Source organism: Pseudomonas sp. UBA7530 (genome assembly GCF_002479365.1).
Taxonomy (GTDB): Bacteria; Pseudomonadota; Gammaproteobacteria; order Pseudomonadales; family Pseudomonadaceae; genus Aquipseudomonas.
Genome location: NZ_DLMS01000006.1, coordinates 204,879 through 230,136 on the forward strand (window position 1 = coordinate 204,879; position 25,258 = coordinate 230,136).

The following is a 25,258-nucleotide window of genomic DNA, read 5'->3' on the forward strand; positions in this document are numbered from 1 at the left end:
ATCCGGGCAGCAAAAGCTAGCGGCTAAAGCCCCTCCTACAACAATCATTCAGCCAACCGGCAGCTTCTATCTTTCAATCGCCAATCCCTGGCGCTTAAGGAGCGTGAGTTCAAAACCCCGCCGTCAGAAGTGGGTAAGGGTCAGGCCAACCTTGTAGGTCGGGCCGTATTCCTCGTACTGGGCGTTGTAGCTGCGGCGCCCGGTGTAGACGTAGTAGGACTCGTCGGTGATGTTCTGCGCCTCGAAGGTCAGCTGCAGTTCGGGGGTGATGAAGTAGCCGGCCTTGAAATCGACGAACAGCTGATCATCGACGTACAGGTCGTGGCGCTTGTCCTCGACCGAGCTGATCTCGTACAGGTAGCTGGACTTGTAGTTGGCCGCGACGCGAAAGTTGAAGCGATCGTTTTCCCAACCGACCATGAAATTGCCGACGGTGTCGGACTGATTCGGCAGGTCGATGGAGCGCTTGGCGCCCTGCCCCTCGATGGTCGCGTCAGATCTGCTCAGGGTCAGGTTGGCGCCCAGCAGCACACCGTTCCACGGCGCCGGCAGCCAATCGAATTTCTGCGAGTAGGCCAGCTCCATGCCATAGAGCTTGGCGCCGCTGCCGTTCTCGAAGCTCAGCGCCTCGTCGAAATCTGCCCAGATACCGCTGCCGGCGAGGTCGGTGTTGTAGATGAAGTTGTCGATGTCCTTGTAGAACAGGAAGCCCGAGACCACGCCGGCACGGCCCATGTAGTGCTCGATGCCGAGATCAAGGTTCATCGACTCCAGCGGTTTGAGGTCGGGGTTGCCGAACGAGGCGTCGTCACCGTCGATGGCGAAGCCCGGCGCCAACTGGCCAAAGGTCGGGCGCACCACGGTGTTGGTCCAGGCGGCGCGCACGGCGGTTGACGGCGAAATCTGGTAACGCGCATGCAACCCGGGCAGCCAGTGGTCGTAGCGATTCTTGCTGTGACTGTCCTCGTAGACGCCATCACGCAGGCCGGTGCCCTTGGCCTCGAACTCGGTGCCCTCGTAACGCAGGCCGGCGATGAAGCGCCAATCGTCTACATCCAGGGTGTTCATCAGGTAGGCCGCGTTGATGTCCTCACGCATGTCGAAGTCGTTGATGCGCGAATTTTCCTCGTCGTAGAACTCGCTGCGATCCAGGCCGCCGATCAGGTTCTTGATGGCGCCGGCGCTGATGCCGTTGCCGAAGTTGCCCAGGGAATAGTCGACGTTGCCGCTCTGCAGGCCTTCCAGATCGATGCCGCTGAAGTCGTCGTAGACCCACACCTCGGTGTCGCTGGTCTTGTCGCGGCGGCTAAGCTTGCCGCCGAATTTGACCTGGGCGGCGTTGCCTTTGAGGTCGTAGTCGCGAGCCAGGTCCAGACGGATGTTCTTTTCCTTGTCCTTGCCGCTGACCTTCTCCCATTCCACTTCGTCGAGTTCGAAGGAGGCCGGGTCGTAGAACCCGCTGCCCACGCTCAGGTACGGCTTGCGCGTGCCGTCGAAGCCGACATCGGTGAAATCGCCGACGAACTTCGCCCCGGCGATGCCGCCTGGATCCCTCTCAGTGGCCTGGCTGTAGCCGGCCTGGCCGCTGATGGTCCACAGGTCGATCATGCGTTCGCCGCCGATTACATAGGACTGGATCTCCTGGGTGTCCTGACGCGACTTCAGTTCGCGCCAGCCTTCAGCGTCGCCGCGTTCGCCCGAAGCCTGGGCATCGGCAAACTCGACACCCGCGGCGTTGCGCGTCTCGGTGTCCTTGAACTTGCTGTACAGGGTGCGCAGGTAATAGTTGGAGTAATCGTCGGGCTGGTAGTCGAAGTTCAGGCCAAAGCCGGTACGCTCACGGGTAATTTCGTAATCACGCTGCTCGACCTCCTCCAGGCGCGCGCCGTCGTCGAAATCCCAGGCGCCGCCGGTCTCGACGTTCTCCGAGCCGAACTTGCGTTTCTGCCAGCTGAACGCTGCCGCTACGCCGAAGTTGTCGGTGCCGTCGCCCAGGCTGAAACGGTCGCTGATGGCGCCGGAGAACTTGGGGCTGTTCTTGCTGACGTTGGTGTCGTGGCTGCCTTCGCCGGACAGGGAGTAGAACAGGCCGTCGTGGTCAAAGGCCGAAAGGCTTTCCACCTCGATGGTACCGCCCAGGGAGTTGGCGTCCATGTCCGGGGTCAGGCTCTTGACCACCGACAGCGACTGCACCAGCTCGGCGGGCAGCACGTCCAGCGCCACCGCGCGGCGGTCGCTTTCCGGTGCCGGCACCAGGGTGCCGTTGATGGTCACGCTATTGAGATCCGGGGCAATGCCGCGCACGCTGACGAAGCGTCCTTCGCCCTGGTCGCGCTCCACCGACAGGCCCGGAATGCGCTGCAGGGCTTCGGCGGCGTTGTCGTCCGGCAACTGGCCGACGCCGTCGGCGTGCACCACGCTCTTGATACTGTCGGCGCTCTTCTGCTCACGCAGCGCCTTGTCGATGCTGGCGGCCTGGCCGATCACCTCGACGCGCTCGATCACTTCTTCTGCCCAGGCCGGCGCGGCGCTGATGGCGATGGTCAGCAGGCTGACGCGAAAACCGATATTGCGGCTATGACGGAATGGCTTTGCCACCTTGACTCCCTCGTTCGATGACCCTGGCAACACCAGGCAATGGCAGCGAAAGCTAGAAATCCTTTGTGGCACTTGCGTGACAGGGGCGCCGGCCTAAGCCTTGAAAGCATGGTTTTACGGCCGTCGACCGAGTGTTTTGAGCTGAATTGACCTCCCCGGCATGCCGGGAACAGATACTCCAGCCCCATTTCATCCGGCCGCGAAACGGGTACTGGCAGCAGCGAGTCTCTGCTGCCGGCGCGCCGCACGCGGGACTGTGGCTACGGATCGACAAACAAACGCCTGACTCGGCGACGCTTAAATCAGCCTGAAAATTTGCCGGTTTGCGCAGCGATCACCTGAGCCGAATCGACCCCCCGGCCGGTAACCGAACCGTCATACGCCTTTGTTTCCTTGGCGCCCCAACGCACCTCCGCCTTACCCAAGGAAACCGCTCATGCATCGCCCCCTGCTGCTGGCCACGTTGCTGGCCACCGCCCTGACCTGCTCTCCGGCCTTTGCCCAACAGCCCGTACCGCACTCGCCCGGCCAGCCTTACGCCGCCGGTAACCTGGCCGACCGCATCGTGCTGACGCCTGGCGCAGACGCCGCCACGCAGATGGCCGTCAGCTTTCGCACCGATTTGCAACAAGGCACTGCCCAGCTGGAATTCGGCCCGGCGCTGGCCGGCCCGCAGTTGACCGCCAAGGCGCAGCCACGCAGTGGCCAGACCCGCCGATTGGACGCCGAAAATGGCCCCTCCAACTACCACCAGGTGCGCCTGGAGCAGCTCACGCCGGACACCGCCTATGTCTATCGGGTCAAGGGCAGCGCCGGCTGGAGCGAATGGCATCAGTTCCGCACCGCCAGGCAGACCTTCGCGCCGTTCACCTTCCTCTACCTGGGCGATACCCAGAACGACATTCTCGCCGTGGCCTCGCGCACCATTCGCCAGGCACTGCGCAGCGTCGCCCGCCCGGCACTGGTGGTGCACGCCGGTGATTTGGTCGCCTCGCGCGACGAGCTGGCCCATGACGACGAATGGGGCGAATGGAACCAGGCCGGCGGCTGGGCCTACGCCGCCATCCCGCAACTGGTGGCCGCCGGCAACCATGAGTACATCGACACCCTGCTGGCCGACGGCAGCGAGAGCCGCACCCTGGGCGAGCACTTCCCCGCCCAGTTCGCCCTGCCGCGCAACGGCGCCGAGGGCGTGGCCGATACCAGCTACGTCAGCGACTACCAGGGCGTGCGTTTCGTGGTGCTGGACGGCACCTCGGCGCTCGACCTCGGCACCCTCGAGAACCAGACCCGCTGGCTGGAAAACGCCCTGAAGACCAGCCAGGCGACCTGGAACGTGGTGGTCATGCACCAGCCGATCTACACCTGCGCGCGCCCCGAGGACACCGAAGAGTTGAAGGCCGCCTGGCAACCGCTGCTCGAACGCTACAAGGTCGACCTGGTGCTGCAGGGCCACGATCATTGCTACAGCCGCCTGACCCATGCCGCCGGCCGCGATGCCACCCGCCAGGCGCAACAGGCCAACCAGCCCATCGGTCCGGTGTACCTGGTGTCGGTGACCGGCTCGAAGATGTACGGCCTCAACGACCGCGCCCACACCCAGCCCGACCGCAGCGCCGAAGACACCCAGCTGTTCCAGACCATCGCCGTGGAACAGAACCGCCTCAGCGTGCGCACCTACACCGCCGACGATCGCCTGTACGACGCCTTCGACATCCAGCGCGACGCCAAGGGCAACAAGTACCTGCACGAACCGAAGCTGGAGAAACAGGCCGAGCGCTTCTGCACCGCCGAACGCGGCCCGGATGGCCTGCCGTGCAGCGCTCGAGACAAATGACCGTCATCGTTCTGAGACATTGCCCCGGCATGCTCGGCAGCGCCCATAGGCGCAGCGCAAGGAGAACCCCATGAAGTCGTTGCTGAAACTGCACGGCATGACCCTGGCCGGCCTGGTCCTGGCCGCCAATGCCGGCCTGCTGGTCTACCTGGCGGCCGGCGACATCAAGCGATGGGCCGAGATCAACTGGATGGATGTGGCAGGCGAAGGCGGCACCTGTCTGATCCTCTGCGGATGGCTGATCATGCTGCTGCGCGGCCGCCCGGCCGGGCGCGTCACGCGCCTGCTGTCACTGGGGCTGTGCTTCACCGCCTTCTCGATGTGGATGGATTGTTTGGACGAATTCATCCGCCTGCCGGCCGAAGCGATCTGGGACAACTGGCTGGAAACCGCGCCCATGCCGGTGGGCATGCTGTTGCTGACCCTCGGCATGTATCACCTGCAGCAGGAGCAGCGCGCCATCAACGAGCAAATGAGCAAGCGCGAGCAGCGCCTGCGCGACCACCGCCTGTTCGACAAGCTCACCCCGCTGTCCGGCGCCCAATACTTGCGCCAGCACCTGCAGCAGGCCCTGGTGCAGGCACGCACCGAGCAGCAGCCGCTGTCGCTGGTGGCCATCGACTTGGACGACTTCAACCTGGTCAACCAGCGCTACGGTCAGGCCGAGGGCGACCAGGTGCTGCAGGCCGTCGCCCAGTTGCTGCTGCTCAACCTGCGCCAGCAGGACATGCTCTGCCGGCTGGCCGGCGACCGCTTCGTCGCCGTGCTGCCAAACACGGGCGAGCATCAGGCGCTGAGCATGGCCGGCGAATTGCGCCAGAGCATCGCCAACCTGGCACACCGCAGCCAGCAGCACGGCGAACGTCTGCAACTGCGCGCCACGGTGGCCGCAGTGATGGCGCTGGAGGAGGACGAGGCGCAGCTGCTCAAACGCCTCAATCTCGCGCTGGCCTACGCCAAACCTCGCCTGGCGCGCAGCGCATGAGCGGCGCCGGCTACGAGTGCGACAGCCGCTTCATCGCGGCTCACCATCTGCCTGCCGTACTGATCGACCTGGCACGCTCGCGCGGCATCGACAGCCATCACCTGCTGCGCGGTTGCGAGCTGTTCTACGACGACATCGTCACCGGCCAGGCGCGGATCAGCCCTGGCCAGTTTCTGCGTCTGATCGCCAACGCCCAGAAGCTGCTGAATGCAGCGGATACCAGCTTCCTGTTCGGCCAGCGCCTGTGGCCGGGCCATTACGGCGCGGGTAGCCATCTGCTGGAGCAGGCCGATCACCTGTTGCAGGCGCTGGAGGATCTGGTCACCTACCGCGCACTGCTGTCGCCGCTGCTCACCCCCGTGCTGCACCTGGACGACCGCTATCTGCACCTGTACTGGCGCGACAGCTGCGGCGCCGCCGAGCGACTGCCCTTTTTGCTCGAAGCGAGCATGACCGCGGTGGTCGCCCTTGCCCGTCGTCAGCAGAACGAGCGCCTACCCTGGCGCTTCCAGTTCGCCTATGCCGAGCCGAGCCACGTCGAGCAATACTGGGTACACCTCGGTGAAACGCTGAGCTTCGACCGCCCCTCGACGGTCATGAGCCTGCCCCGCGTGCACCTGCTACAGCCCTGGCCGAATGGTGGCGCCACAGGCGCGCGGGTCGCCCGCCAGGCTTGTAATGAGCAATTGCAGAATTGGGGCTGGCAGCACAGCCTGCTCGACGAATTGCATGCCCACCTCAGCGCCCATATCCGCCAGCCGCTCAGCCTGGAACGGGTCGCCAGCGCCTTCGCCACCAGCCCGGCCACGCTCAAGCGCAAACTCGGCAAACACGGCACCCACTTTCAGGAGCAACTCGATCTGGCGCGCCGCGATCTTGCGCTCTACCTCTACCAGGTCAAGGGCTACAACAACGATGAAGTAGCGCAGCGACTGGGCTTCAACGACATCACTAACTTCCGCCGCTCGTTCAAGCGCTGGACGGGCCGCGTGCCCAGCGACCTGGCCGCCTTCACTTTGCATGGGAAAGCCTGAGGTGCAAAGCCGGACGGCCACGCTCAGCGATAAAACACTGCGGCTGGTCATGGCAACAGCCGTGAAGCGTTACCAGCAAATCGAAGCAGGCTGCCATGGACATGAACACCGCCTTCGAGCCGGAGGCGTGGCAGCAGTGCAAAGCGCGCTGAACCAGCCAGCAACTTGCGGGTAAACCCGAGCCGCTCAAAGCTCACCGCATCCTGCAGATGATCCTGCGCCAGCGGCGCATCACGCATGCCATGACGCTGTATTGGAGTCCCGCTCTCCCTTCGCAGCAGGCCTCAGAATACGAACTCAGGCAGATGACCTCTGGTGCTTGCGACTCGTACCAGCAAATCGATATTATGCGAACTATTCTCAATTGAACTTGAGTATCGACTCCTCCATCGCGAGTGTGCGCATGTCTGCGGCCGAGCCCCCTTTCCAGCAAGCGATCCATGAGCTGTACAGCAACCATCACGGTTGGCTGTTCGCCTGGCTACGGCGAAAGCTGGGTTGCGCCCATAACGCGGCCGATCTGGCGCAGGACACCTTTGCCCGCATTCTTTCTTCGCGCGAGGTACTCGGCAGCATTCGCGAGCCACGTGCCTTTCTGACGACGACAGCGCGCCGCCTGGTGATCGACAAGTCACGCCGCAAACAGATCGAAGACGCCTACCTGCGTGAGCTGGCGCTGACCGTCGAAAGCCTTTCGGGTTACCAGTCGCCCGAGCAGATTCTCACCACGCTCGAAGCCCTGGAGCAGATCGCGTTCGTCCTGGAAGAGCTCAGCGCCAAACAGCGCCAGGCCTTCCTGCTGTACTTCCTGGATGGCCAAAGCCAGGTCGAGATCGCCGTGCAGATGGGTATTTCCGAACGCATGGTGCGCAAGCATCTGATGCAGGCACTGCTGCATTGCAGCAATGCGCTGGAAGTCTGAGCGCGCATGAACAGCCTGGAATCGATCAACGAGCAAGCCGCCGACTGGCTGATCCGGCTCAACGAGCCGGACGCCGACGAAAACCTCGCAGCCGAATTCGACGCCTGGAAACGCAGCGACGCCCGTCATGCCGCAGCAGCCGAGCGGCTACAGGCCTTTATCGGGCAAATGTCGGCGCTGCGTACGCAAAAGGCCTCGGTGCATGCCGCGCTCGATGCCGCCTTCACCAGCCGCAAGCGCAGCTACCGCGGCAAGCGCGCGGCCACCGCCCTGATGCTGCTGGCGCTGCTGCCGGCCTGGGCGCTCTGGCGTAGCGAGCTGTCCGGCTACCTGCTGGCCGACCTGCGCACCCAGCCCGCGCAATGGCTGGTGCACGAGCTAGCCGATCAGTCGCGGGTGACCCTCAACGGCAACAGCGCCCTGGACCTGCAGTACGACGGTCAGCAGCGACGCATTCGCCTGCTGCGCGGCGAAGTGCTGGTCGACGTCGCCCATGACTCGAGCCGCCCCTTTATCGTCGAGACCGAGCAGGGCGAAATCCGTGCGCTGGGCACCCGCTTCGTGGTCGCCCGGGCAGACGGCGTGACCCTGGTGACCATGCTCGAATCGCGCGTGGCGGCGACGGCCGGCGACAACCCGCAGGCGCTGGAGGTCAATGCCGGCGAGCAGGCGCGCATCACCCGCAACGAGGTGCAACTGACGGCGACCGTGGACACCCGCAGCGTCGAGGACGCCTGGCGCCACCATCAACTGGTGGTCAAGGACCAGCCGCTGCCAGCGGTGCTCGATCAACTGGCCAGGCAGTTTCCGGGGCATATGCAATTCGACCGCGAGGCGCTGGCCGACCTGCGCGTATCCGCGGTGCTGCCGCTGGATGACAGCGACCGTGCCCTGAATCTGCTCGCCGAGGCACTGCCACTGCAGGTTCGCGAATTCAGCCCATGGCTGAGAGTGATCAGCCGCGCCCGCTGAAGCGGCAGCAAAAAAAATCGCATGATCGGGTTCCGGCTTTTGCGCCTGGCCCGTCAAGGACGATAGACACCAAAAAACACGGGATCCTATCGATCATGCGCACCTCCGCCGCGCCCTTTGGCTACGCTGTCACGCCCCTTGCCCTGGCCGTTCATCTGACCTTCGCCGGGCTGCTGGGCACCGTTGCCGTCATGCCTGCACCCGCTCACGCTGCCGAGCAGGCGCACACCCACTACGACATCGAAGCCGGCCCCCTGGCGGAGGTGCTGAGCCGTTTCGCGCAGCAGGCCGGCGTGCCGCTGGCGTTCGAGCCGCAGCGCCTCGCCGATCTGCAAAGCCCGGGCCTGCACGGCCGCTACGACATCGACGCAGGCTTCGCCACCCTGCTGCGAGGCAGCGGCTACTCAGCCCGCATGGGGACCAACGGTTACGTCCTGGTTCGCCAGAGCGACAGCCTGGAGCTGAGCGCCACGACCGTGATCGGCGCCAACGAGGAACACCCCAACGAATATGTGGCTGGATACGTGGCCAAACGCAACATGAGCGCTACCAAGACCGACACGCCAATCACCGAAACGCCACAGTCGCTGTCGGTGGTAACGAGCGACGAGGTCCGCGACCGTCAATCGGAAACGCTGGGCCAGGCGCTGAGTTACACGCCAGGGCTCACCAGCAGCTCGACCGCTTTCAACCGCACCGCGGACCGCTTCCGCATCCGCGGCTTCGGGGTCGAATCCGGCACCGGCGGCTCGCTGCGCGACGGCCTGCGCCTGCAGAACAACTCCTACGACGGCATTCAGGAACCTTATGGCCTGGAGCGCGTCGAGGTCATTCGTGGCGCTGCCTCGGTGCTCTACGGCCAGCTTTCGCCCGGCGGCATGATCAACGGCGTCAGCAAGCGCCCGACCGAAACGCCCTTCCATGAGCTGAACCTGCAAGCGGGTTCCCACGACCGCAAGCAACTCTCTGCAGACTTCAGCGGCCCGTTGGCCGGTAGCGACACACTGAGCTATCGCCTGACCCTGCTCAGTCGCAACAGCGACACCCAACAGGATCATATCAACGACGACAAGTTCTACATCGCTCCGGCGCTGACCTGGCGACCCAACGAAGACACATCGCTGACCCTGCTGTCCTTCTACCAGAAGACCGATACGCGTTTCCCCGCGCCCCTGCCCTACCAGTTGGTCAAGGGTGTGGGTGACGGCGCGTTCAAGATCGGTCGCCACGATTTCATCGGCGAGCCGGACTACGACGACATGAACGGCGAGATGTCGACCCTGGGCTACGAATTTCAACACCACTTCAACGAAAATTTCACGCTCAACCATAAGCTGCGTTATTACGAAACCGACGTGCAGTGGAGCTACCTGCAAATTCAACCGTCTGCCGCTGCCATCAACCTTGCTGCAAACACCGGCACACTGTTGCGCCGTTACAGTGACCGCCACGAACGTGCACGGACATGGGCCAGTGACACCAATATCGAGTCGAAATGGCAGCTCGGCAATGTCGAACACACAGTTCTCGTAGGCTTCGATGGCTATGACACGTCTTATGACTCACATAATTTCCGGGGCACCCCTACCAATACTCCAAGCCTGGATCTGACTCGTTATAACTACGGTCAGCCAGTGGTCGTCGACAAAAGCCGCGCAGCAGATCGTGGATCACAGCTCGATACTCGACAGAAAGGTCTCTATCTGCAGGATCAGATCAAGTTCGACGACAAGTGGATTCTAGTGTTGGGTGGCCGCCACGACTGGGCTGACCAACAGCAGACGGCGCATCGCAATGATGCCAAGGCCAGTCAAAGCGACGAAGCCACCACCTGGCGCGCCGGCCTGGTCTACCTGGCGGACAACGGCCTGGCGCCCTATATCAGCTACAGCGAGTCGTTCTTCCCTGTTTCTGTCGCAGAAGTCACTGGCCAAAACTTCGCCCCCACCGAAGGCAAGCAATACGAAGTGGGCGTGCGCTATCAGCCCAAGGACAGCAATCTGCTACTCAGTGCAGCCATCTATGAACTGACCCAAACCAACGTGCTGACCTTCGATAGCAATGACGATCCGAGACAGACCGGCGAGGTTCGCTCGCGCGGCCTGGAACTGGAGGCCAAAGCCGATGTGACCGAAGCGCTAAGCCTCATTGCCTCCTACGCCTACACCGATGCCCGCACCACCAAAAGCGCCATTGCCACAGAAGTCGGCCAACGCACCGATGATACGCCCTACCACCAGGCCGCCCTGTGGACCAGCTACGACTTCGTCAACTGGGGTATTCCGCAACTGACCATAGGCGCCGGCGCTCGCTACATGGGTACAACCCAGGCCTCACTGATGGACTCGCCCATGCCGGCCTATACCCTGTTCGACGCCATGGCGCGCTACCAGATCGACGATCACTGGGCCGTGACCGTCAACGCCAGCAACCTGACCGACAAGCGCTACGCGCAGTGCGGGGCCTCCACCTGTCACTACGGTGACGAGCGCCAGGTGGTGAGCACGGTGAGCTACCGCTGGTAACGAGCACAGCCGGCAAGATCGGGCAAAGCTGCCAGTTCGAGCCGCTCAGGCCCCAAATGTGAACAAGCCCCTGAAGTCGACTCTTCAGGGGCTTTTCGTTGGTCACGCCGCGTCGATTACGAGGCGATCGATGCCAATCGGCGATAACTTGATGACACGGCGCCCGCCTTATCCTATCCAGCACGCCAGCACGAAAACCCGGATAATGGCGGCCATTTCGTTTCACTCGCTGGTGCTGCCCTCATGGAAATCAAGGTCAACTTTCTCGACAACCTTCGCCTCGAAGCCAAGTTCGATGACTTCACGGTGATCGCCGATCAGCCGATCCGCTACAAGGGCGACGGCTCGGCGCCGGGGCCGTTCGACTATTTCCTGGCCTCCTCGGCGCTGTGCGCAGCGTACTTCGTCAAGCTGTACTGCCAGACGCGCGACATCCCCACCGAGAACATCCGCCTGTCGCAGAACAACATCGTCGACCCGGAGAACCGCTACGCGCAGATCTTCAAGATCCAGGTCGAGCTGCCCGCCGATATCTCCGAGAAGGATCGCCTGGGGATTCTGCGCTCCATCGACCGCTGCACGGTGAAGAAGGTGGTGCAGCAGGGGCCGGAGTTCATCATCGAGGAGGTGGAAAACCTCGACGCCGATGCCCAGGCGCTGCTGATGCCGGTGAGTGACACCACCACCTACATCCCGGGCAAGGACCTGCCGCTGGAGCAGACCATCGCCAACATGTCGGGCATCCTCGCGGATCTCGGGATGAAGATCGAGATCGCCTCCTGGCGCAACATCGTGCCCAACGTCTGGTCGCTGCATATCCGCGATGCGCAGTCGAACCTGTGCTTCACCAACGGCAAGGGGTCGACCAAGGAAAGCGCCCTGGCCTCGGCGCTGGGCGAGTTCATCGAGCGGCTGAACTGCAACTTCTTCTACAACGACCAGTTCTGGGGGGAGGACATCGCCGCCGCCGAGTTCGTCCACTACCCGAACGAACGCTGGTTCAAGCCGGGCCCGAAGGATGCGCTGCCCGAAGAAATTCTCGACGAGTACTGCCTGGCCATCTACAACCCGGACGGCGAGTTGCGTGGCTCGCACCTGTACGACACCAACTCGGGCAACACCCTGCGCGGCATCTGTTCGCTGCCCTTCGTGCGCCGCAGCGATGGCCAGACGGTGTATTTCCCGTCCAACCTGATCGAGAACCTGTACCTGTCCAACGGCATGAGCGCCGGCAATACCCTGGCCGAGGCCCAGGTGCAGTGCCTGTCGGAGATCTTCGAGCGGGCGGTGAAGCGCGAGATCCTCGAGGGCGAGCTGTGCCTGCCAGACGTGCCGCAGGACGTGCTGGCCAAGTACCCGGGGATCGTCGCCGGCATCCAGGGTCTGGAGGAGCAAGGCTTCCCGGTGCTGGTGAAAGACGCCTCGCTGGGCGGTGAATTTCCGGTGATGTGCGTGACCCTGATGAACCCGCGCACCGGCGGCGTGTTCGCCTCGTTCGGCGCGCACCCAAGCCTGGAAGTGGCGCTGGAGCGCAGCCTCACCGAACTGCTACAGGGCCGCAGCTTCGAGGGCCTCAACGACCTGCCGCAGCCGACCTTCGACAGCCTGGCGCTGACCGAGCCGAACAACTTCGTCGAGCACTTCATCGACTCCAGCGGCGTGGTGTCGTGGCGCTTCTTCGGCGCCACGCCGGACTTCGAATTCGTCGAGTGGGACTTCTCCGGCGAGGGTGCAGACTCCAACGAGCAGGAAGCCGCAACCCTGTTCGGCATCCTCGAAGACATGGGCAAGGAAGTCTACGTCGCCACCTATGACGACCTCGGCGCCAACGCCTGCCGCATCCTGGTGCCGGGCTATTCGGAGATCTACCCGGTCGAGGACCTGATCTGGGACAACACCAACAAGGCGTTGCTGTTTCGCAAGGACATCCTCAACCTGCACGCCCTGAGCGACCGCGAGCTGAAATCGCTGCTGCGTAACCTGAACAACACCGAGGTCGACGACTACACCGATATCACCACGTTGATCGGCGTCGAGTTCGACGACAACACGGTGTGGGGCCAGCTGACCATTCTCGAGCTGAAGCTCTTGATCAACCTGGCGCTGAAGAAATACGACGATGCCAAGGAGCTAGTCGAGGCCTTCCTGCAGTACAACGACAACACCGTCGAGCGTGGCCTGTTCTACCAGGCGGTCAACGCCGTGCTGGAGATCCAGCTGGACGACGAGCTGGAGCTGGCCAACTACGAGCACAACCTGCGGCGCATGTTCGGTAGCGAGCGCATGGACGCGGTGATCGGCTCGGTGGATGGCAGCGTGCGCTTCCATGGGCTGACCCCGACTAGTATGAAGCTCGAAGGCCTGGACAAGCACCTGCGCCTGATCGACAGCTACAAGAAGCTGCATGCTGCCCGCGCCAAAGCGGCCGGGCTGGCCGACTGAGCATGACCAGCGAGCGCCCAATCCAGAGAGTCGTAGCGCTGATGCTGGCGGCCGGCTACAGCCGCCGCTTCGGCGGCGACAAGCGGCGTGCAACACTGGCCGACGGGCGCTCGCTGCTGGCGGCCAGCCTGGCTCTGCCCTGCTCGATGCTCGAAGACGTCTGGCTGGTGCTGCGCCCGGACGAAGCGCCAGCAGGACTGGACCTGCCAACGGGAGTGCGAGTCGTGCAAAACCCGGCTAGCGCCCAGGGCATGGGCCATAGCCTCGCCGCTGGCGCCGAGCGTCTACTGGCTGAATCCAACGCTGATGCCGTGGCGATCTTTCTTGCCGATATGCCGTCGATTCGCCGGGATAGCCTGGAAACCCTGATAACCCACTCCTGCGCGAACAATATCGTGCTGCCCAGCTATCAGGGCAAACGCGGTCATCCGGTGCTGTTCGGACGCGATTTCTGGCCGCAGCTCACCAGCTTGAGCGGCGATGCCGGCGCGCGCGCGGTACTGCAAAGCAACGCTCAGGTCGTGCAACTCGTCGAGTTGGACGACCCCGGTGTGCTGCAGGACATCGATACCCGAGAAGACTGGCAACACCTGCCGCCCCACTGAACCTTCAGTGTGCTTCCTTGCGGTACTCAGCGCCTAGCTCTCGGGACAGGGCGATAAAATTGACGACCTGCGGCGACTGGTGCAGCTCACGGCAAACCAGGGTAACCGGTGCGACCAACCGAGGTTTGGCATCACGAATCGAGCGGTACGCCACGCTGTGCTCGTGGAAACCACGCATCGATGCGGGCACCACTGACACTCCAGCGCCGGCAGCCACCAGGCTGACATTGGTCAGCATGCGCTCCACCTCGAACGCCACATGCGGCTCGAACCCTGCGTTGCGGCATGCCTGCAGGAAATTGGCGTACATCCCCGGCGCACCTGGGCGGCGCACCAAGATCAAGGGTTCATCGGCGAGATCCTTGAGCGACACTGCGCCATTGCCATGCAACAGGCGATGCCCCACCGGCAGCACCAGTACCAGTTCCTCGTTGAGCAGGCGGTGATAAGTGACGCATGCCGGACTGGCCACGGGGGCGCGTAGAATGCCGACGTCGACTCGCTCGTTCACCACATTGTCGGTCAGCAGTTTCGCACTGCCTTCATTCAGCGCGATATCCACTCCAGGATAGCGTTCGCGGTAATACCGGATGATCCTCGGGATTAGTGGATGCGACGCGGCGGAGCTGGTGAACCCCAGCCTCAGGCTGCCTTCGATGCCTTGTGCGGCCCGCGCAGCCTTGAGCCCACCCTGCTGGACGCGCTGCAGGATGTCCCGTGCTTCCTTGAGGAAGACCTCGCCTCCCACCGTCAGATCGACACCCTTGGCATGGCGGATGAACAGCTCGAATCCCAGCTCCGCCTCCAAGGCACGGATCTGCTGGCTCAGCGGCGGTTGCTGAATGTTCAGGCGTGCAGCCGCGCGAGTGAAATGACGCTCCTCGGCAACCATGACGAAGTAGCGCAGGTGACGAAGCTCCATGAGATGACTCACTGTGAGACAGAGTGGACAGCGGGGCCAAACGATACCGAATCGCGCGACCGATGGGGTAGGATGACCCTTCTGCTGAAGCGACGACAGCAGACACCCATAATTACAAAAACAGAGCGTCATGATTCACCGACTTGCCCGTTCCGGTATTGCTCAGCTGCTTTTGGCCGTCCTCTTCGGTGGTATTCTCGGTGTCTGCAATCCGTCTCTGGCAATCCAGATGAAGCCGCTCAGCGAGGTGTTTCTCGGCATCATTGCCTGGGTGACACCGCCGGTGATGTTCATCCTGCTCTGCTCCAGCGTCGCCAGGCTCGTCGGCCACCCCGGCAGCGCGAGACTGGCATTGAAGACAGTGGGCTACTGGCAGTTGATGTCCCTGCTGTCGCTGAGCTGCGGCATCCTGTTGGCGTTGCTGTTACAGCCTGGCAGCAATAACGCCCTCCTCTCACCAATAGCAGCCGACAGCCATACCAGTACGGACGTGATTGCGCAGTTGCCCGCCCTGGTACTGCAAACGTTTGAACAAAGCCTGATTCTCAAGGTACTGCTTGCCGCGCTGGTCTGCGGCTACCTGCTGGGACTTTCGGGCCAGGCAGGCACAGCATTGCAGCAACGCCTGGATCAGGGCGTCTCGATGATATTCAGGCTGATGCGAGGCATCGTGCGCTTCGCTCCGCTGGCCGCATTCGCTGCCATCGCCTTCACCATTGGCAAGTACGGCATGACGGCCGCCATTCCGCTGCTGAAGTTCATTGCTACCCTCTACCTGGCCAGTCTCGTATATATCACCCTGGTACTGGGTTTCGCCCTGCGCCTGCTCAGGTTGCGCTTGTGGCGCCTGATCCTCCATGTCAAAGAAGCGCTGCTGCTGGTCGCTGCCACCGGTTCATCGGTAGCAGCTTTACCGAAACTGCTCGAGAAGCTCGAAGCGGCCGGATGTAATAGTCATGTCGCACGCCTGGTGCTGACAGGCGGCTACAGCTTCAACCTCAACGGTTCGAATCTCTACCTGAGCGTGGCCATGGTGTTTCTCGCACAGATGGCGGGAACCGACCTGAGCGCTCAGCAACTCTTGCTGCTCCTGCTCGTCAGTCTATTCACCTCGTTGGGAGCGACTAGCGTCGCCGGATCAGCCTTCGTCATTCTGACCGCCACACTCAGTGCTCTGCAGTTCGCCCCCATGGAGCTGCTGGGTATCCTCGTTGGCGTCGAACGTTTGATGAAATGTCGTTCGCTGACGAATGTTCTGGGCAATTGTGTGGCCTGTCTGTTCATCAGCAAATGCCACGATGCGCTGGATGTCGAGCAAGCTCGGCGCGTACTGGGTCAACATCGCCCGCAGCGAGGCGCCCTGAGGCTCAACGAGGAGTGACGGCCTGCACGGCTGGCCGTTGTAGTCGATAGCGCAGCCTGAATCGACCTGGATTTCCGGCACCGCGTGCAGCATGTCGCCGTAGCAGTTCGGCCCCGAGACCGTGGCCGACCAGCTCGACACCCTGCAAATCGGCAAAAGCCGGATGATGCGTGAGATAGCGTAACAAACCATCGACAACCGCTAGCGCGCAAACACCTTTCAGAGCGAATCCGGATCGTTCCCCTCTGGCCCAATCACCCACCTGCCATACAGGCATGTCGGGCTGTATCCTGGGGTCACCAGGCTCAAGAAAGACAGGCGTAATCACCAGCGCTCCTTCAACCTGGTAGGGCCTTTCGTCGAGGTCTGCGCCGAAGAGGATGACCGCCCGGCTCAAACCAGTTGGTAAGTTGTAGAGGTCTGCGCTGGCCCTTACCAGAATGGCGAAGGCTGTATCATCGACGACCAGACGCATGAACTGCGTCGTCAGCTTGCCCCTGGTATCCACCGGGCTGCGCGCCCCTAGAAAACCCGAACATGTCAAGGCGCCGCTACCGAACATCGATAGCAGCGCGGCCAGCCGGAGCAGATGACGCCTGCGCACGGGCCGAGACGATCAGCGGGCGAGACGATCAAACGCCTTGTCCAGACGCTGCTCTGCCTCGACCAGCTTCTGGCGATGCTCACCCATCCAGCCCTGATCGGCCTTCAAGGTTTTCTGCGCAGCCGCCAGCATGCGCTTGACCTCAGCCGGTTGCGGCCCCCCCGTGCCCTTGCGGGTTTCCACCATGGCGCGTGGCGACAGCGTAGCGCGGAACGCGGACTCGCTCAGTGGCAACTGCTGCTCCTGCCACTTATATTTCTGCGCCGCCTTGGCGAACAGCGCCTGGGCATCCGCGTATGGGAAGTTCTTCGGCAGCAAGCCTTCCTTACGCGCCTGCCCGACGATCATGGAGGCGAAACTGTGCCCTATGCGAAACGGCACCTTATGCTCACGTTCGAGGGTATCGGCCAGCTCCATCGACGTGGTCCAGTCGTTATCCAGTTCTTCCATGGCGCGCTCGGGATTGATCACCAGGGCATCGAGCACCGAGTCCAGACGCTTGAACATCTGCGTAGCCGACTCGAACAAACCGAGCTCGTCGAATGCGATCTTGTAGTCGGTCATGCCGGTGGTGACGTTATGCGCACGGATCGACGTGGCACCGGCCAGCCCGACGACGTTGGATGCCGACTCCCGGGTGCGCATCAGCAGGCCCGGGTTACGCTTCTGCGGCATGGCGCTGCTGGTATAGGTAGAGCCCTCCTCGAGCAGCAGCCAGGGTCGGGTTTGGTGATATTGGGTATGAATGTCGCCGATCAGCGCGCCCACACGAATCGCCGACGAGGATGCGATACCGGCAGCCTCCAGCGGGATATCGAAGGTCGAGACCTGGCTGGAGTCCAGCGAGTTCTCGCGTACACCATCGAAACCGAGCAAGCTCGCCAGGCGCTCTCGATTGAGCGGCCAGCCCGAGTTGGCCAACACCGCCGTGCCCATTGGGCTGAGATTGAGACGCCCGTAGAGTTCGTGAATACGCTGAGCGTCACGTTGGAAAGCCGCCTCGAACGCCAGCAGGTAGTGCGCGTAGCTGATCGGCATGGCCTGCACACCGTTGGTATAAGCGGGAATCAGCGTATCGACATTGTCGGCGGCGAGCTTCAGCAGACGCTCACGCACACTGTTGAGACCATCACTGAAATCCAGCACCTGAGCACGCAGCACTGCCAGGCGGTAGGTCGCGTACATGTCCTGCCGACTACGCCCGGAATGGATCAGCGACGCCTCTGGGCCGATCTTGTCGATCATGATTTTCTCGACCTGCAGCACGTCACTTGGACGCCTGCCATCGGGCTGCCCGGCCTGGTCGATGACATGCTGCACGCCGCTGGCGATACGCTTGCCCTGCGGCGCACTGACGATGCCTTCCTCGGTGAGCATGACGATGGAGGCCTTGTTGATGCGGTTCATCCAGGCGAACTGACTTTCGTAGGCGCCGCCTTTGAGCGCACGCTTGTCGGTGCTCGCACCGATCCTGGCGGCCTGTTCGGCGCACTCGGCGGTGCTGTTGCAGGAAACGTCGGCGGTGTTGGCAGCCTGGGTGGTCAGCGGCAGGAACAACGCGGCACTGATGGCCAACTGCAGCAGGGTCTTGTGGGTATTCATATGTAAGTCCTCGCGAAGGTACCGGGCCACTGCGGGCCCGGTATCGGGCATAAAAAGGGTCAGAGCAGCGGCAGGGTGTAGCTGAAGATCAGGCGGTTCTGATCGATGTCATTACCACCGTTGCTGCGGTAGGTGCCGTTACGCCATTTGACGCCGAAGTTCTTCAGCGGGCCGTTCTGCACGACATAGGCAATGTCGGTGTTGCGTTCCCATTCCTTGCCCTCGCGACCACCTGCGCGATCGAAGTTGTCGCCGCTGATGTAGCGCGTCATGAAGGTCAGGCCCGGCAGGCCCAGCGCGGCAAAATCGTAGTCGTAACGCACCTGCCAGGAGCGCTCCTCGGGGCTGGCGAAGTCCGCCGAGATCATCACGTAGTTGACCAAGAAGGAGTTGGTGCCTTCGATGTGCGGAAAGCCCGTATCGCCACTCATTTTCTGATAGGCGACACCGAGCGAGTGGCTGTTGAGGTTGTAGGTGAACTTGGCGCCGACGGCAGTGTTGTCGACATTGCTGTTGCCATCGTGAGTGGAGCGGGCATAGCGAATGTCGCTGTCGAAAGAGTGCCCATCCATGATCGGCAGGTGATGACGCACGTTGACGATGTGCTGCTTGTAGTTCTGCTCCAGGTGTCCGTAGTTGTAGGCAGTGCTTAGGTGCTTGGACCACTTGTAACTGGCCCCCGCGAAATTGAACTCATCGCTGGCCTGACCACCTCGAATGCCCTTGCCGGCGACCAGCATGTCATCACTGGCGCTGGAGTTGCGCAGGCTGTTCTTCGTCAGTTGACCGACGTCCAGCGTCAGCCCGTCGATTTCCCGTGACTGCAGCTGTGCGCCACGAAAAGTCTGCGGCAACAGGCGCGAATCGCTAGGCAGGACCGTCGGCAGTTTCGGAATCAACGTACCGACATGCAGCGTGCTCTTGGAGATACGCGCCTTGGCGGTGAAACCCAGCTGGCTGTAATCATCCGGTGCCTTGTCATCACCGACGGGCAGCAGACCGGTGCCCTGACGATCGGGGCCGGAGTCGAGCTTCAGGCCAAGCAGCCCCAGCGCATCGACACCGAAACCTATCGGCCCCTCGGTGAAACCGGACTGATAGTTGAGCAGAAATCCTTGTGCCCACTCGTCTCGCTTGGACTGACTGGCACCGTCCTGATGAAAGTCATGGTTCATGTAGAAATTGCGTAGCTCGAGCGAAGCTTTACTGTCTTCGAAGAAGGCGGCGTTGGCGACGGTGGGCAAGACAAGGGAGCTGCCCACGGCGAGAAGCGCGGGCAGGCGCGAGGTAGGTCGTATCATTTTCATGCCTCGATTCATTGTTTTTGTTAGCGGCCAGGCAACTGGCAAAGGGATGCTAAAGACAACAAATAGAGATTAAAAATATATAAATAGTATTGAATTGATATCTACAGAATATGACTTTCTTTCTTCACCTCAACCCTTGCGGGCGAGCGTCATCAGCGTTTCGCTCAACGCCTGCGCCGCGCTGGACAACTGATGCCCGGCCAGGTGCAGCAGACCGATCCGGCGCGACACCTGCGGCTCGATCAGCGGCAGGCAGCGGGCGCCCAGGTCCTCCATCTGCTGCCGGCATAGCTGTGGTACCGCGCTGACGCCGAGGCCTTCGGCGACCATGCGCCCGACCGTGACCAACTGATGACTCTCAAACGCCACCGGCAGCTTGCCGTGACTGGAGATCACGCTGTCTTCCAGCAGCAGGCGCACCGCCGAGGGTCGCTGCAGAGTGATAAAAGGCCGGTCGAGCAGATCCACCCAGCTCAAGGCCTCGCACCCGGCCAGCTCGCTATCTGCCGGCACCACCGCGACGAAGCGATCCTCGTACAGCGGCGTGAACTGCAAGCCGTCGAGGCTCAAAGGCTCGAATGCGATGCCCAGTTCGACGCGGCCGTCGCGCACCATCTCCATTACCTGTTCGTTGACCACATCGTGCACCGCCACGTTGACCCGTGGGTAGGCGTCGCGAAAGGCGCGCAGCGCCGCCGGCAGGCGATTACCGGCGAACGACGGCATGGCCGCCACCGCTACCTTGCCCATCTGCAGGGTGAAGTGCTGGCGCAGCAGGTCCTCGGCGTTGTCCCAGTCGGCCAGCAGGCGCACGGCGATGGGCAGCAACGTCTCGCCCTCGGGCGTCAGCGCCACGCTGCGGGTGGTGCGCACCAGCAACTGACCACCGAGCGATTGCTCCAGGTTCTTGATCGCCAGGCTCAGCGCCGGCTGCGACAGGTGCAGGCGCTCGCAGGCCTGGGCGAAGCTCAGGCTCTGTGCCACGGCAAGAAAGGCGCGCAGCTGCTTGACGGTCATTGATTTATTTACCTGATCAATCAAGAGAAAAAACAAACTTAACAAATAAGGCTACAGCGCAGAAGCTTGGCCTCACTCCTGATAACAACAAAAGAGGCAGCCTCGAATGAGCGGACTCGACAAACGCGTCGGCAGCTACGCAGAAGCCCTGGACGGCCTGCAGGACGGCATGACCGTGCTGGCCGGCGGTTTCGGCCTGTGTGGCATCCCCGAGAACCTGATCGCCGAGATCCGCCGTCGCGGCGTGCGCGATCTGACCGTGGTGTCCAACAATTGCGGCGTCGACGGTTTTGGCCTCGGCGTGCTGCTGGAAGACCGGCAGATCCGCAAGATGATCGCCTCCTATGTCGGCGAAAACGCACTGTTCGAGCAGCAACTGCTCTCCGGCGAACTGGAAGTCGAGCTCACCCCGCAGGGCACACTGGCCGAGAAGCTGCGCGCCGGCGGTGCCGGCATTCCTGCCTTCTTTACCGCCACCGGCTACGGCACCCCGGTCGCCGAAGGCAAGGAAGCGCGCGAGATCAACGGCCGCCACTACATCCTCGAACCGGCCATCACCGGCGACTTCGCCATCGTCAAAGGCTGGAAGGCCGACCACTTCGGCAACGTGGTCTACCGCCATACCGCGCAGAATTTCAACCCAGTGGTCGCCACTGCCGGGCGCATCACCGTGGTCGAGGTCGAGGAGATCGTCGAGCCCGGTGAACTCGACCCGACGCAGATTCACACGCCCGGCATCTATGTCGATCGGCTGATCTGCGGCAGCTTCGAGAAACGCATCGAAAAACGCACGCTGCGCGCCTGAGGAGAAAGACCATGGCTCTTACCCGTGAACAAATGGCCCAGCGCGTGGCCCGCGAGCTGCAGGACGGCTTCTACGTCAACCTCGGCATCGGCATCCCGACCCTGGTGGCCAACTACGTGCCCGAGGGTATGCAGGTGATGCTGCAGTCGGAAAACGGCCTGCTCGGCATGGGCGCCTTCCCCACCAAAGAGGAAGTGGACGCCGACATGATCAACGCCGGCAAGCAGACCGTCACCGCGATCAAGGGTGCGGCGATCTTCGACTCGTCGCAGTCCTTCGCCATGATCCGTGGCGGCCACGTCGATCTGACCGTGCTCGGCGCCTTCGAGGTGGACGTGCGCGGCAACATCGCCTCGTGGATGATCCCCGGCAAGCTGGTCAAGGGCATGGGCGGCGCCATGGACCTGGTGGCCGGCGCCGACAACATCATCGTCACCATGACCCATGCCTCCAAGGACGGTGAGTCCAAGCTGCTGGAGCATTGCAGCCTGCCGCTGACCGGCTGCGGCTGCATCCGCAAGGTGCTGACCGACCTGGCTTATCTGGAGATCGAAAACGGCGCCTTCATCCTGCGCGAACGCGCGCCAGGGGTGAGCGTCGAGGAAATCGTCGCCAAGACCGCCGGCAAGCTGATCGTCCCCGAACACGTGCCGGAAATGAGCTTCTAAAGTTGTCTACCGTTCTGTAGGCGCCACCACGCACGGCGCCTACGGAACGTTTTTTTGGCTATGTCCTACACCCTGTAGGAGCGGATTCATCCGCGAAGCTTTTTCCGCCCTACCGCGCACAGAGGATTCCCCATGCAAGACGTCGTCATCGTCGCCGCCACCCGCACCGCCATCGGCAGCTTCCAGGGCAGCCTGGCCGAGATTCCCGCGCCGGAGCTCGGCGCCATCGTCATCAAGCGCTTGCTCGAACAAACCGGCCTCGACGCCGCCCAGGTCGATGAAGTCATCCTCGGCCAGGTACTCACCGCCGGTAGCGGCCAGAACCCCGCACGCCAGGCCGCTATCCGCGCCGGCCTGCCGCATGCCGTGCCGGCTATGACCCTGAACAAGGTCTGCGGCTCGGGTCTCAAAGCTCTACACCTGGCTACCCAGGCCATTCGCTGTGGCGATGCCGAGGTGATCATCGCCGGCGGCATGGAGAACATGAGCCTGGCGCCCTACGTGCTGCCCAAGGCCCGCACCGGCCTGCGCATGGGCCACGCGCAGATGCTCGACAGCATGATCGTCGACGGCCTGTGGGATGCCTTCAACGACTTCCACATGGGCATTACCGCCGAGAACCTGGTGGAGAAATACGGCATCAGCCGTGAGGCGCAGGACGCCTTTGCTGCCGAATCGCAGCAGAAGGCCGTGGCCGCTATCGAAGCCGGTCGCTTCGACGCCGAGATTACCCCGGTGCTGATCCCGCAGCGTAAGGGTGACCCTGTCGCCTTCGCCCGTGACGAGCAACCGCGTGCCGGCACCACCGCCGAATCCCTGGCCAAGCTCAAACCTGCATTCAAGAAGGACGGCAGCGTCACCGCCGGTAACGCCTCCAGCCTCAACGACGGCGCCGCTGCCGTGCTGCTGATGAGCGCGGCCAAGGCGCACGAGCTGGGCCTGCCGGTGCTGGCGAAGATTGCCGGCTACGCCAACGCCGGCGTCGACCCGGCGATCATGGGCATCGCCCCGGTGTCGGCCACCCGTCGCTGCCTGGACAAGGCCGGCTGGAGCCTGGCCGATCTGGACCTGATCGAAGCCAACGAGGCCTTCGCCGCCCAGGCGCTGTCGGTCGGTCAGGAGCTGGGCTGGGATGCCGACAAGGTCAACGTCAACGGCGGCGCCATCGCCCTCGGTCATCCCATCGGCGCTTCGGGCTGCCGCGTGCTGGTGACCCTGCTGCACGAGATGATCCGCCGCGACGCCAAGAAGGGTCTGGCCACGCTGTGCATCGGCGGCGGCCAGGGTGTGGCGCTGGCCATCGAGCGCGCCTGAGCGCCAGACAATCGCCGCTGAAGCGCCTCCCACACTGCCCGTCTGGCTCCTGTGGGAGGGGCTTTAGCCGCGACGATTTATAAAGAGGTATGCCTGGACGCAATCCGGGGAAACCTGAAATGGACCTCCCGGATTTCATCCGGGCTACCACCACCCAGCTCGGTCTCGGCCGAGCTTTGTCATATCCACCGCAACACCCAGGCATAGCCAACTCTGAATGCCCGGTTAGCCCTTACACAACCATAAGAAAGAGGCGTCATCCATGTTCAACACCCTCACCCGCATGAGCGTGAGCCTGGTACAGAAGTACCTGCCGTCACCGTTCGTGTTCTCTGCGCTCCTGACCCTGGGCGTGCTGCTCGCCGGTATATTCTCCACCGGCCAGTCGTTGCCGGCCATGGTGCAACACTGGAGCGGCGGCTTCTGGACGCTGCTCGGCTTCGCCATGCAGATGGCGCTGATCTTCGTCACCGGCCATGCCCTGGCCAGCGCACCGCTCATCAACCGTCAGCTCGACCGCCTGGCCGGCATGGCGCGCACACCGGGTCAGGCGATCATCATGGTTACCCTGGTGGCGCTGGTCGGCTGCTGGGTCAACTGGGGCTTTGGCCTGGTGATCGGCGCTGTGTTCGCCCGCGCCCTGGCGCGCAAGGTCGATGGCGTCGACTACCCGCTGCTGGTGGCGTCGGCCTACTCGGGCTTCCTGGTCTGGCATGGCGGCCTCGCCGGTTCGGTGCCGCTCTCCCTGGCCACTGGCGGCCCGGACCTGGCGCGCATGACTGCCGGCGTACTGAGCGACCCGGTAAGCATCACCGAAACCCTGTTCAGCACCCTGAATCTGACCATCGTCGCCCTGCTGGTGATCGGCCTGCCACTGCTCAACCGCGCCATGCACCCGCGCCAGGGCGCCAAGGTCGCCGATGCCGCCAAACTGGTCGAGTCACGCGCCGAACTGCCGGCCCGTGAAACCCCGGCGCAACGCCTGGACGACAGCCGCATTCTCGGCTTGGCGCTGGTGGCCATGGCCGGTATCTACCTGTTCAACCACTTCGCCAGCAAGGGCTTCGTGCTCGGCCTGGACGTGGTCATCGCCATCTTCCTGTTCAGCGGCCTGCTGATGCACGGCACCCCGGAGCGCTACATGCGCGCAGTGGACGAGAGCGTGCGCGGCATCGGCGGCATCGTCCTGCTGTTCCCCTTCTACGCCGGGATCATGGGCATGATGATGGGCGCCAACGCCGACGGCATCTCCCTCGGCCGGCAGATCACCGAAGCGTTCATCTCCTGGTCCTCGGCCGACACCTTCCCGCTGCTGGCCTTCCTCAGCGCCGGTGTGGTCAACGTGTTCGTCCCGTCCGGTGGCGGCCAGTGGGCCGTGCAGGGCCCGATCATGCTGCCGGCTGCCCAGGCCCTGGGCGTCTCGCCCACCGTCACGGCCATGGCGATTGCCTGGGGCGACGCCTGGACCAACATGATCCAGCCGTTCTGGGCGCTGCCGCTGCTCGGCATCGTCGGCCTCGGCGCCCGCGACATCATGGGCTACTGCCTGATCATGCTGCTGTACTCGGGCGTGGTGATCTGCGGGGCGTTCTATCTGCTCGGCTGAATCCCCGCTCGCGATCACCGCACTGTGAGGCCTCGCGAGCTAGAGCGATGCAAGGCAGAGGCAGGCGAGCAAGCGGAGTGTACTTTTGTACATGAGCATTGTGAGCCTGCTTCTAACGCAGCAGCGCCGA

Annotated in this window: 20 protein-coding genes; 13 read left to right on the forward strand and 7 right to left on the reverse strand. The window is 63.0% G+C overall.

Going from position 1 to position 25,258, the window contains the following annotated elements:
• Nucleotides 1-123: 123 nt before the first annotated feature.
• The gene (locus B2U07_RS10895; RefSeq protein ID WP_296276895.1) at nt 124-2,598 is read right to left on the reverse strand and encodes a TonB-dependent receptor; all 2,475 of its coding nucleotides are present in this window, start codon (nt 2,596-2,598) and stop codon (nt 124-126) included.
• 436 nt (nt 2,599-3,034) lie between these two features.
• On the opposite strand from B2U07_RS10895, the gene B2U07_RS10900 reads away from it, so the two are divergent.
• From B2U07_RS10900 to B2U07_RS10910, 3 genes are all read left to right on the forward strand, one after another.
• The gene (locus B2U07_RS10900; protein WP_275547799.1) at nt 3,035-4,435 is read left to right on the forward strand and encodes a purple acid phosphatase family protein; all 1,401 of its coding nucleotides are present in this window, start codon (nt 3,035-3,037) and stop codon (nt 4,433-4,435) included.
• 70 nt (nt 4,436-4,505) lie between these two features.
• Nucleotides 4,506-5,420, forward strand: a complete 915-nt coding sequence (locus B2U07_RS10905) for a GGDEF domain-containing protein (protein WP_197854971.1) — start codon at nt 4,506-4,508, stop codon at nt 5,418-5,420.
• Nucleotides 5,417-6,454 (forward strand): AraC family transcriptional regulator ligand-binding domain-containing protein, encoded by a 1,038-nt coding sequence (locus B2U07_RS10910; protein WP_275547800.1) that lies wholly within the window; start codon nt 5,417-5,419, stop codon nt 6,452-6,454. The genes B2U07_RS10905 and B2U07_RS10910 overlap by 4 nt, the downstream gene beginning before the upstream one ends.
• Before the next feature lie 47 nt (nt 6,455-6,501).
• On the opposite strand, the gene B2U07_RS10915 is transcribed toward B2U07_RS10910, so the two are convergent.
• A complete protein-coding gene (locus tag B2U07_RS10915) occupies nt 6,502-6,693 on the reverse strand; it encodes a hypothetical protein (RefSeq protein WP_275547801.1) in 192 nt (63 codons plus the stop codon).
• A 164-nt stretch (nt 6,694-6,857) separates the two neighbouring features.
• Here B2U07_RS10915 and B2U07_RS10920 point away from each other — a divergent pair, with 164 nt between their 5' ends.
• The 5 genes from B2U07_RS10920 (at nt 6,858) to B2U07_RS10940 (ending at nt 13,920) form a co-directional block, all read left to right on the forward strand.
• Complete coding sequence (locus B2U07_RS10920) at nt 6,858-7,376, forward strand: sigma-70 family RNA polymerase sigma factor (protein WP_275547802.1); 519 nt, start codon at nt 6,858-6,860, stop codon at nt 7,374-7,376.
• A 6-nt stretch (nt 7,377-7,382) separates the two neighbouring features.
• Entirely contained in the window at nt 7,383-8,348 is a 966-nt protein-coding gene (locus tag B2U07_RS10925) for a FecR domain-containing protein (RefSeq protein WP_275547803.1), read from the forward strand.
• A gap of 95 nt (nt 8,349-8,443) precedes the next feature.
• Complete coding sequence (locus B2U07_RS10930) at nt 8,444-10,873, forward strand: TonB-dependent siderophore receptor (RefSeq protein ID WP_296276898.1); 2,430 nt, start codon at nt 8,444-8,446, stop codon at nt 10,871-10,873.
• A gap of 243 nt (nt 10,874-11,116) precedes the next feature.
• Nucleotides 11,117-13,315: an OsmC domain/YcaO domain-containing protein gene (locus tag B2U07_RS10935; protein WP_275547805.1), complete on the forward strand. Its 2,199-nt coding sequence runs from the start codon at nt 11,117-11,119 to the stop codon at nt 13,313-13,315.
• 2 nt (nt 13,316-13,317) lie between these two features.
• The gene (locus tag B2U07_RS10940) at nt 13,318-13,920 is read left to right on the forward strand and encodes a nucleotidyltransferase family protein (RefSeq protein WP_275547806.1); all 603 of its coding nucleotides are present in this window, start codon (nt 13,318-13,320) and stop codon (nt 13,918-13,920) included.
• A gap of 4 nt (nt 13,921-13,924) precedes the next feature.
• On the opposite strand, the gene B2U07_RS10945 is transcribed toward B2U07_RS10940, so the two are convergent.
• Nucleotides 13,925-14,842, reverse strand: coding sequence for a LysR family transcriptional regulator (locus B2U07_RS10945; RefSeq protein ID WP_275547807.1), 918 nt, complete (start codon nt 14,840-14,842; stop codon nt 13,925-13,927).
• 130 nt (nt 14,843-14,972) lie between these two features.
• Here B2U07_RS10945 and B2U07_RS10950 point away from each other — a divergent pair, with 130 nt between their 5' ends.
• Nucleotides 14,973-16,223: a cation:dicarboxylate symporter family transporter gene (locus tag B2U07_RS10950; RefSeq protein WP_275547808.1), complete on the forward strand. Its 1,251-nt coding sequence runs from the start codon at nt 14,973-14,975 to the stop codon at nt 16,221-16,223.
• Here the strand turns inward: B2U07_RS10950 and B2U07_RS10955 are convergent.
• The 4 genes from B2U07_RS10955 to B2U07_RS10970 form a co-directional block, all read right to left on the reverse strand.
• Complete coding sequence (locus B2U07_RS10955) at nt 16,210-16,680, reverse strand: hypothetical protein (RefSeq protein WP_275547809.1); 471 nt, start codon at nt 16,678-16,680, stop codon at nt 16,210-16,212. The genes B2U07_RS10950 and B2U07_RS10955 overlap by 14 nt on opposite strands.
• A gap of 141 nt (nt 16,681-16,821) precedes the next feature.
• Nucleotides 16,822-18,411 carry an argininosuccinate lyase gene (locus tag B2U07_RS10960; RefSeq protein ID WP_275547810.1) on the reverse strand — a complete coding sequence of 530 codons (1,590 nt, stop codon included), beginning with the start codon at nt 18,409-18,411 and terminating at the stop codon, nt 16,822-16,824.
• A gap of 59 nt (nt 18,412-18,470) precedes the next feature.
• The gene (locus B2U07_RS10965) at nt 18,471-19,712 is read right to left on the reverse strand and encodes an OprD family porin (RefSeq protein ID WP_275547835.1); all 1,242 of its coding nucleotides are present in this window, start codon (nt 19,710-19,712) and stop codon (nt 18,471-18,473) included.
• A gap of 135 nt (nt 19,713-19,847) precedes the next feature.
• Nucleotides 19,848-20,735, reverse strand: a complete 888-nt coding sequence (locus B2U07_RS10970; RefSeq protein ID WP_275547811.1) for a LysR family transcriptional regulator — start codon at nt 20,733-20,735, stop codon at nt 19,848-19,850.
• A gap of 106 nt (nt 20,736-20,841) precedes the next feature.
• Between B2U07_RS10970 and B2U07_RS10975 the strand changes: the two genes are divergently transcribed.
• The 4 genes from B2U07_RS10975 to B2U07_RS10990 all read left to right on the forward strand — a co-directional run bounded on the left by B2U07_RS10975 (nt 20,842) and on the right by B2U07_RS10990 (nt 25,128).
• Nucleotides 20,842-21,540 carry a CoA transferase subunit A gene (locus B2U07_RS10975; RefSeq protein WP_074859308.1) on the forward strand — a complete coding sequence of 233 codons (699 nt, stop codon included), beginning with the start codon at nt 20,842-20,844 and terminating at the stop codon, nt 21,538-21,540.
• 11 nt (nt 21,541-21,551) lie between these two features.
• Nucleotides 21,552-22,208, forward strand: coding sequence for a CoA transferase subunit B (locus B2U07_RS10980; protein ID WP_275547812.1), 657 nt, complete (start codon nt 21,552-21,554; stop codon nt 22,206-22,208).
• Nucleotides 22,209-22,340: 132 nt separating this feature from the next.
• Complete coding sequence (locus tag B2U07_RS10985) at nt 22,341-23,522, forward strand: acetyl-CoA C-acetyltransferase (RefSeq protein WP_275547813.1); 1,182 nt, start codon at nt 22,341-22,343, stop codon at nt 23,520-23,522.
• 262 nt (nt 23,523-23,784) lie between these two features.
• Nucleotides 23,785-25,128: a short-chain fatty acid transporter gene (locus tag B2U07_RS10990; protein ID WP_197854948.1), complete on the forward strand. Its 1,344-nt coding sequence runs from the start codon at nt 23,785-23,787 to the stop codon at nt 25,126-25,128.
• The last annotated feature ends 130 nt before the right edge of the window (nt 25,129-25,258 follow it).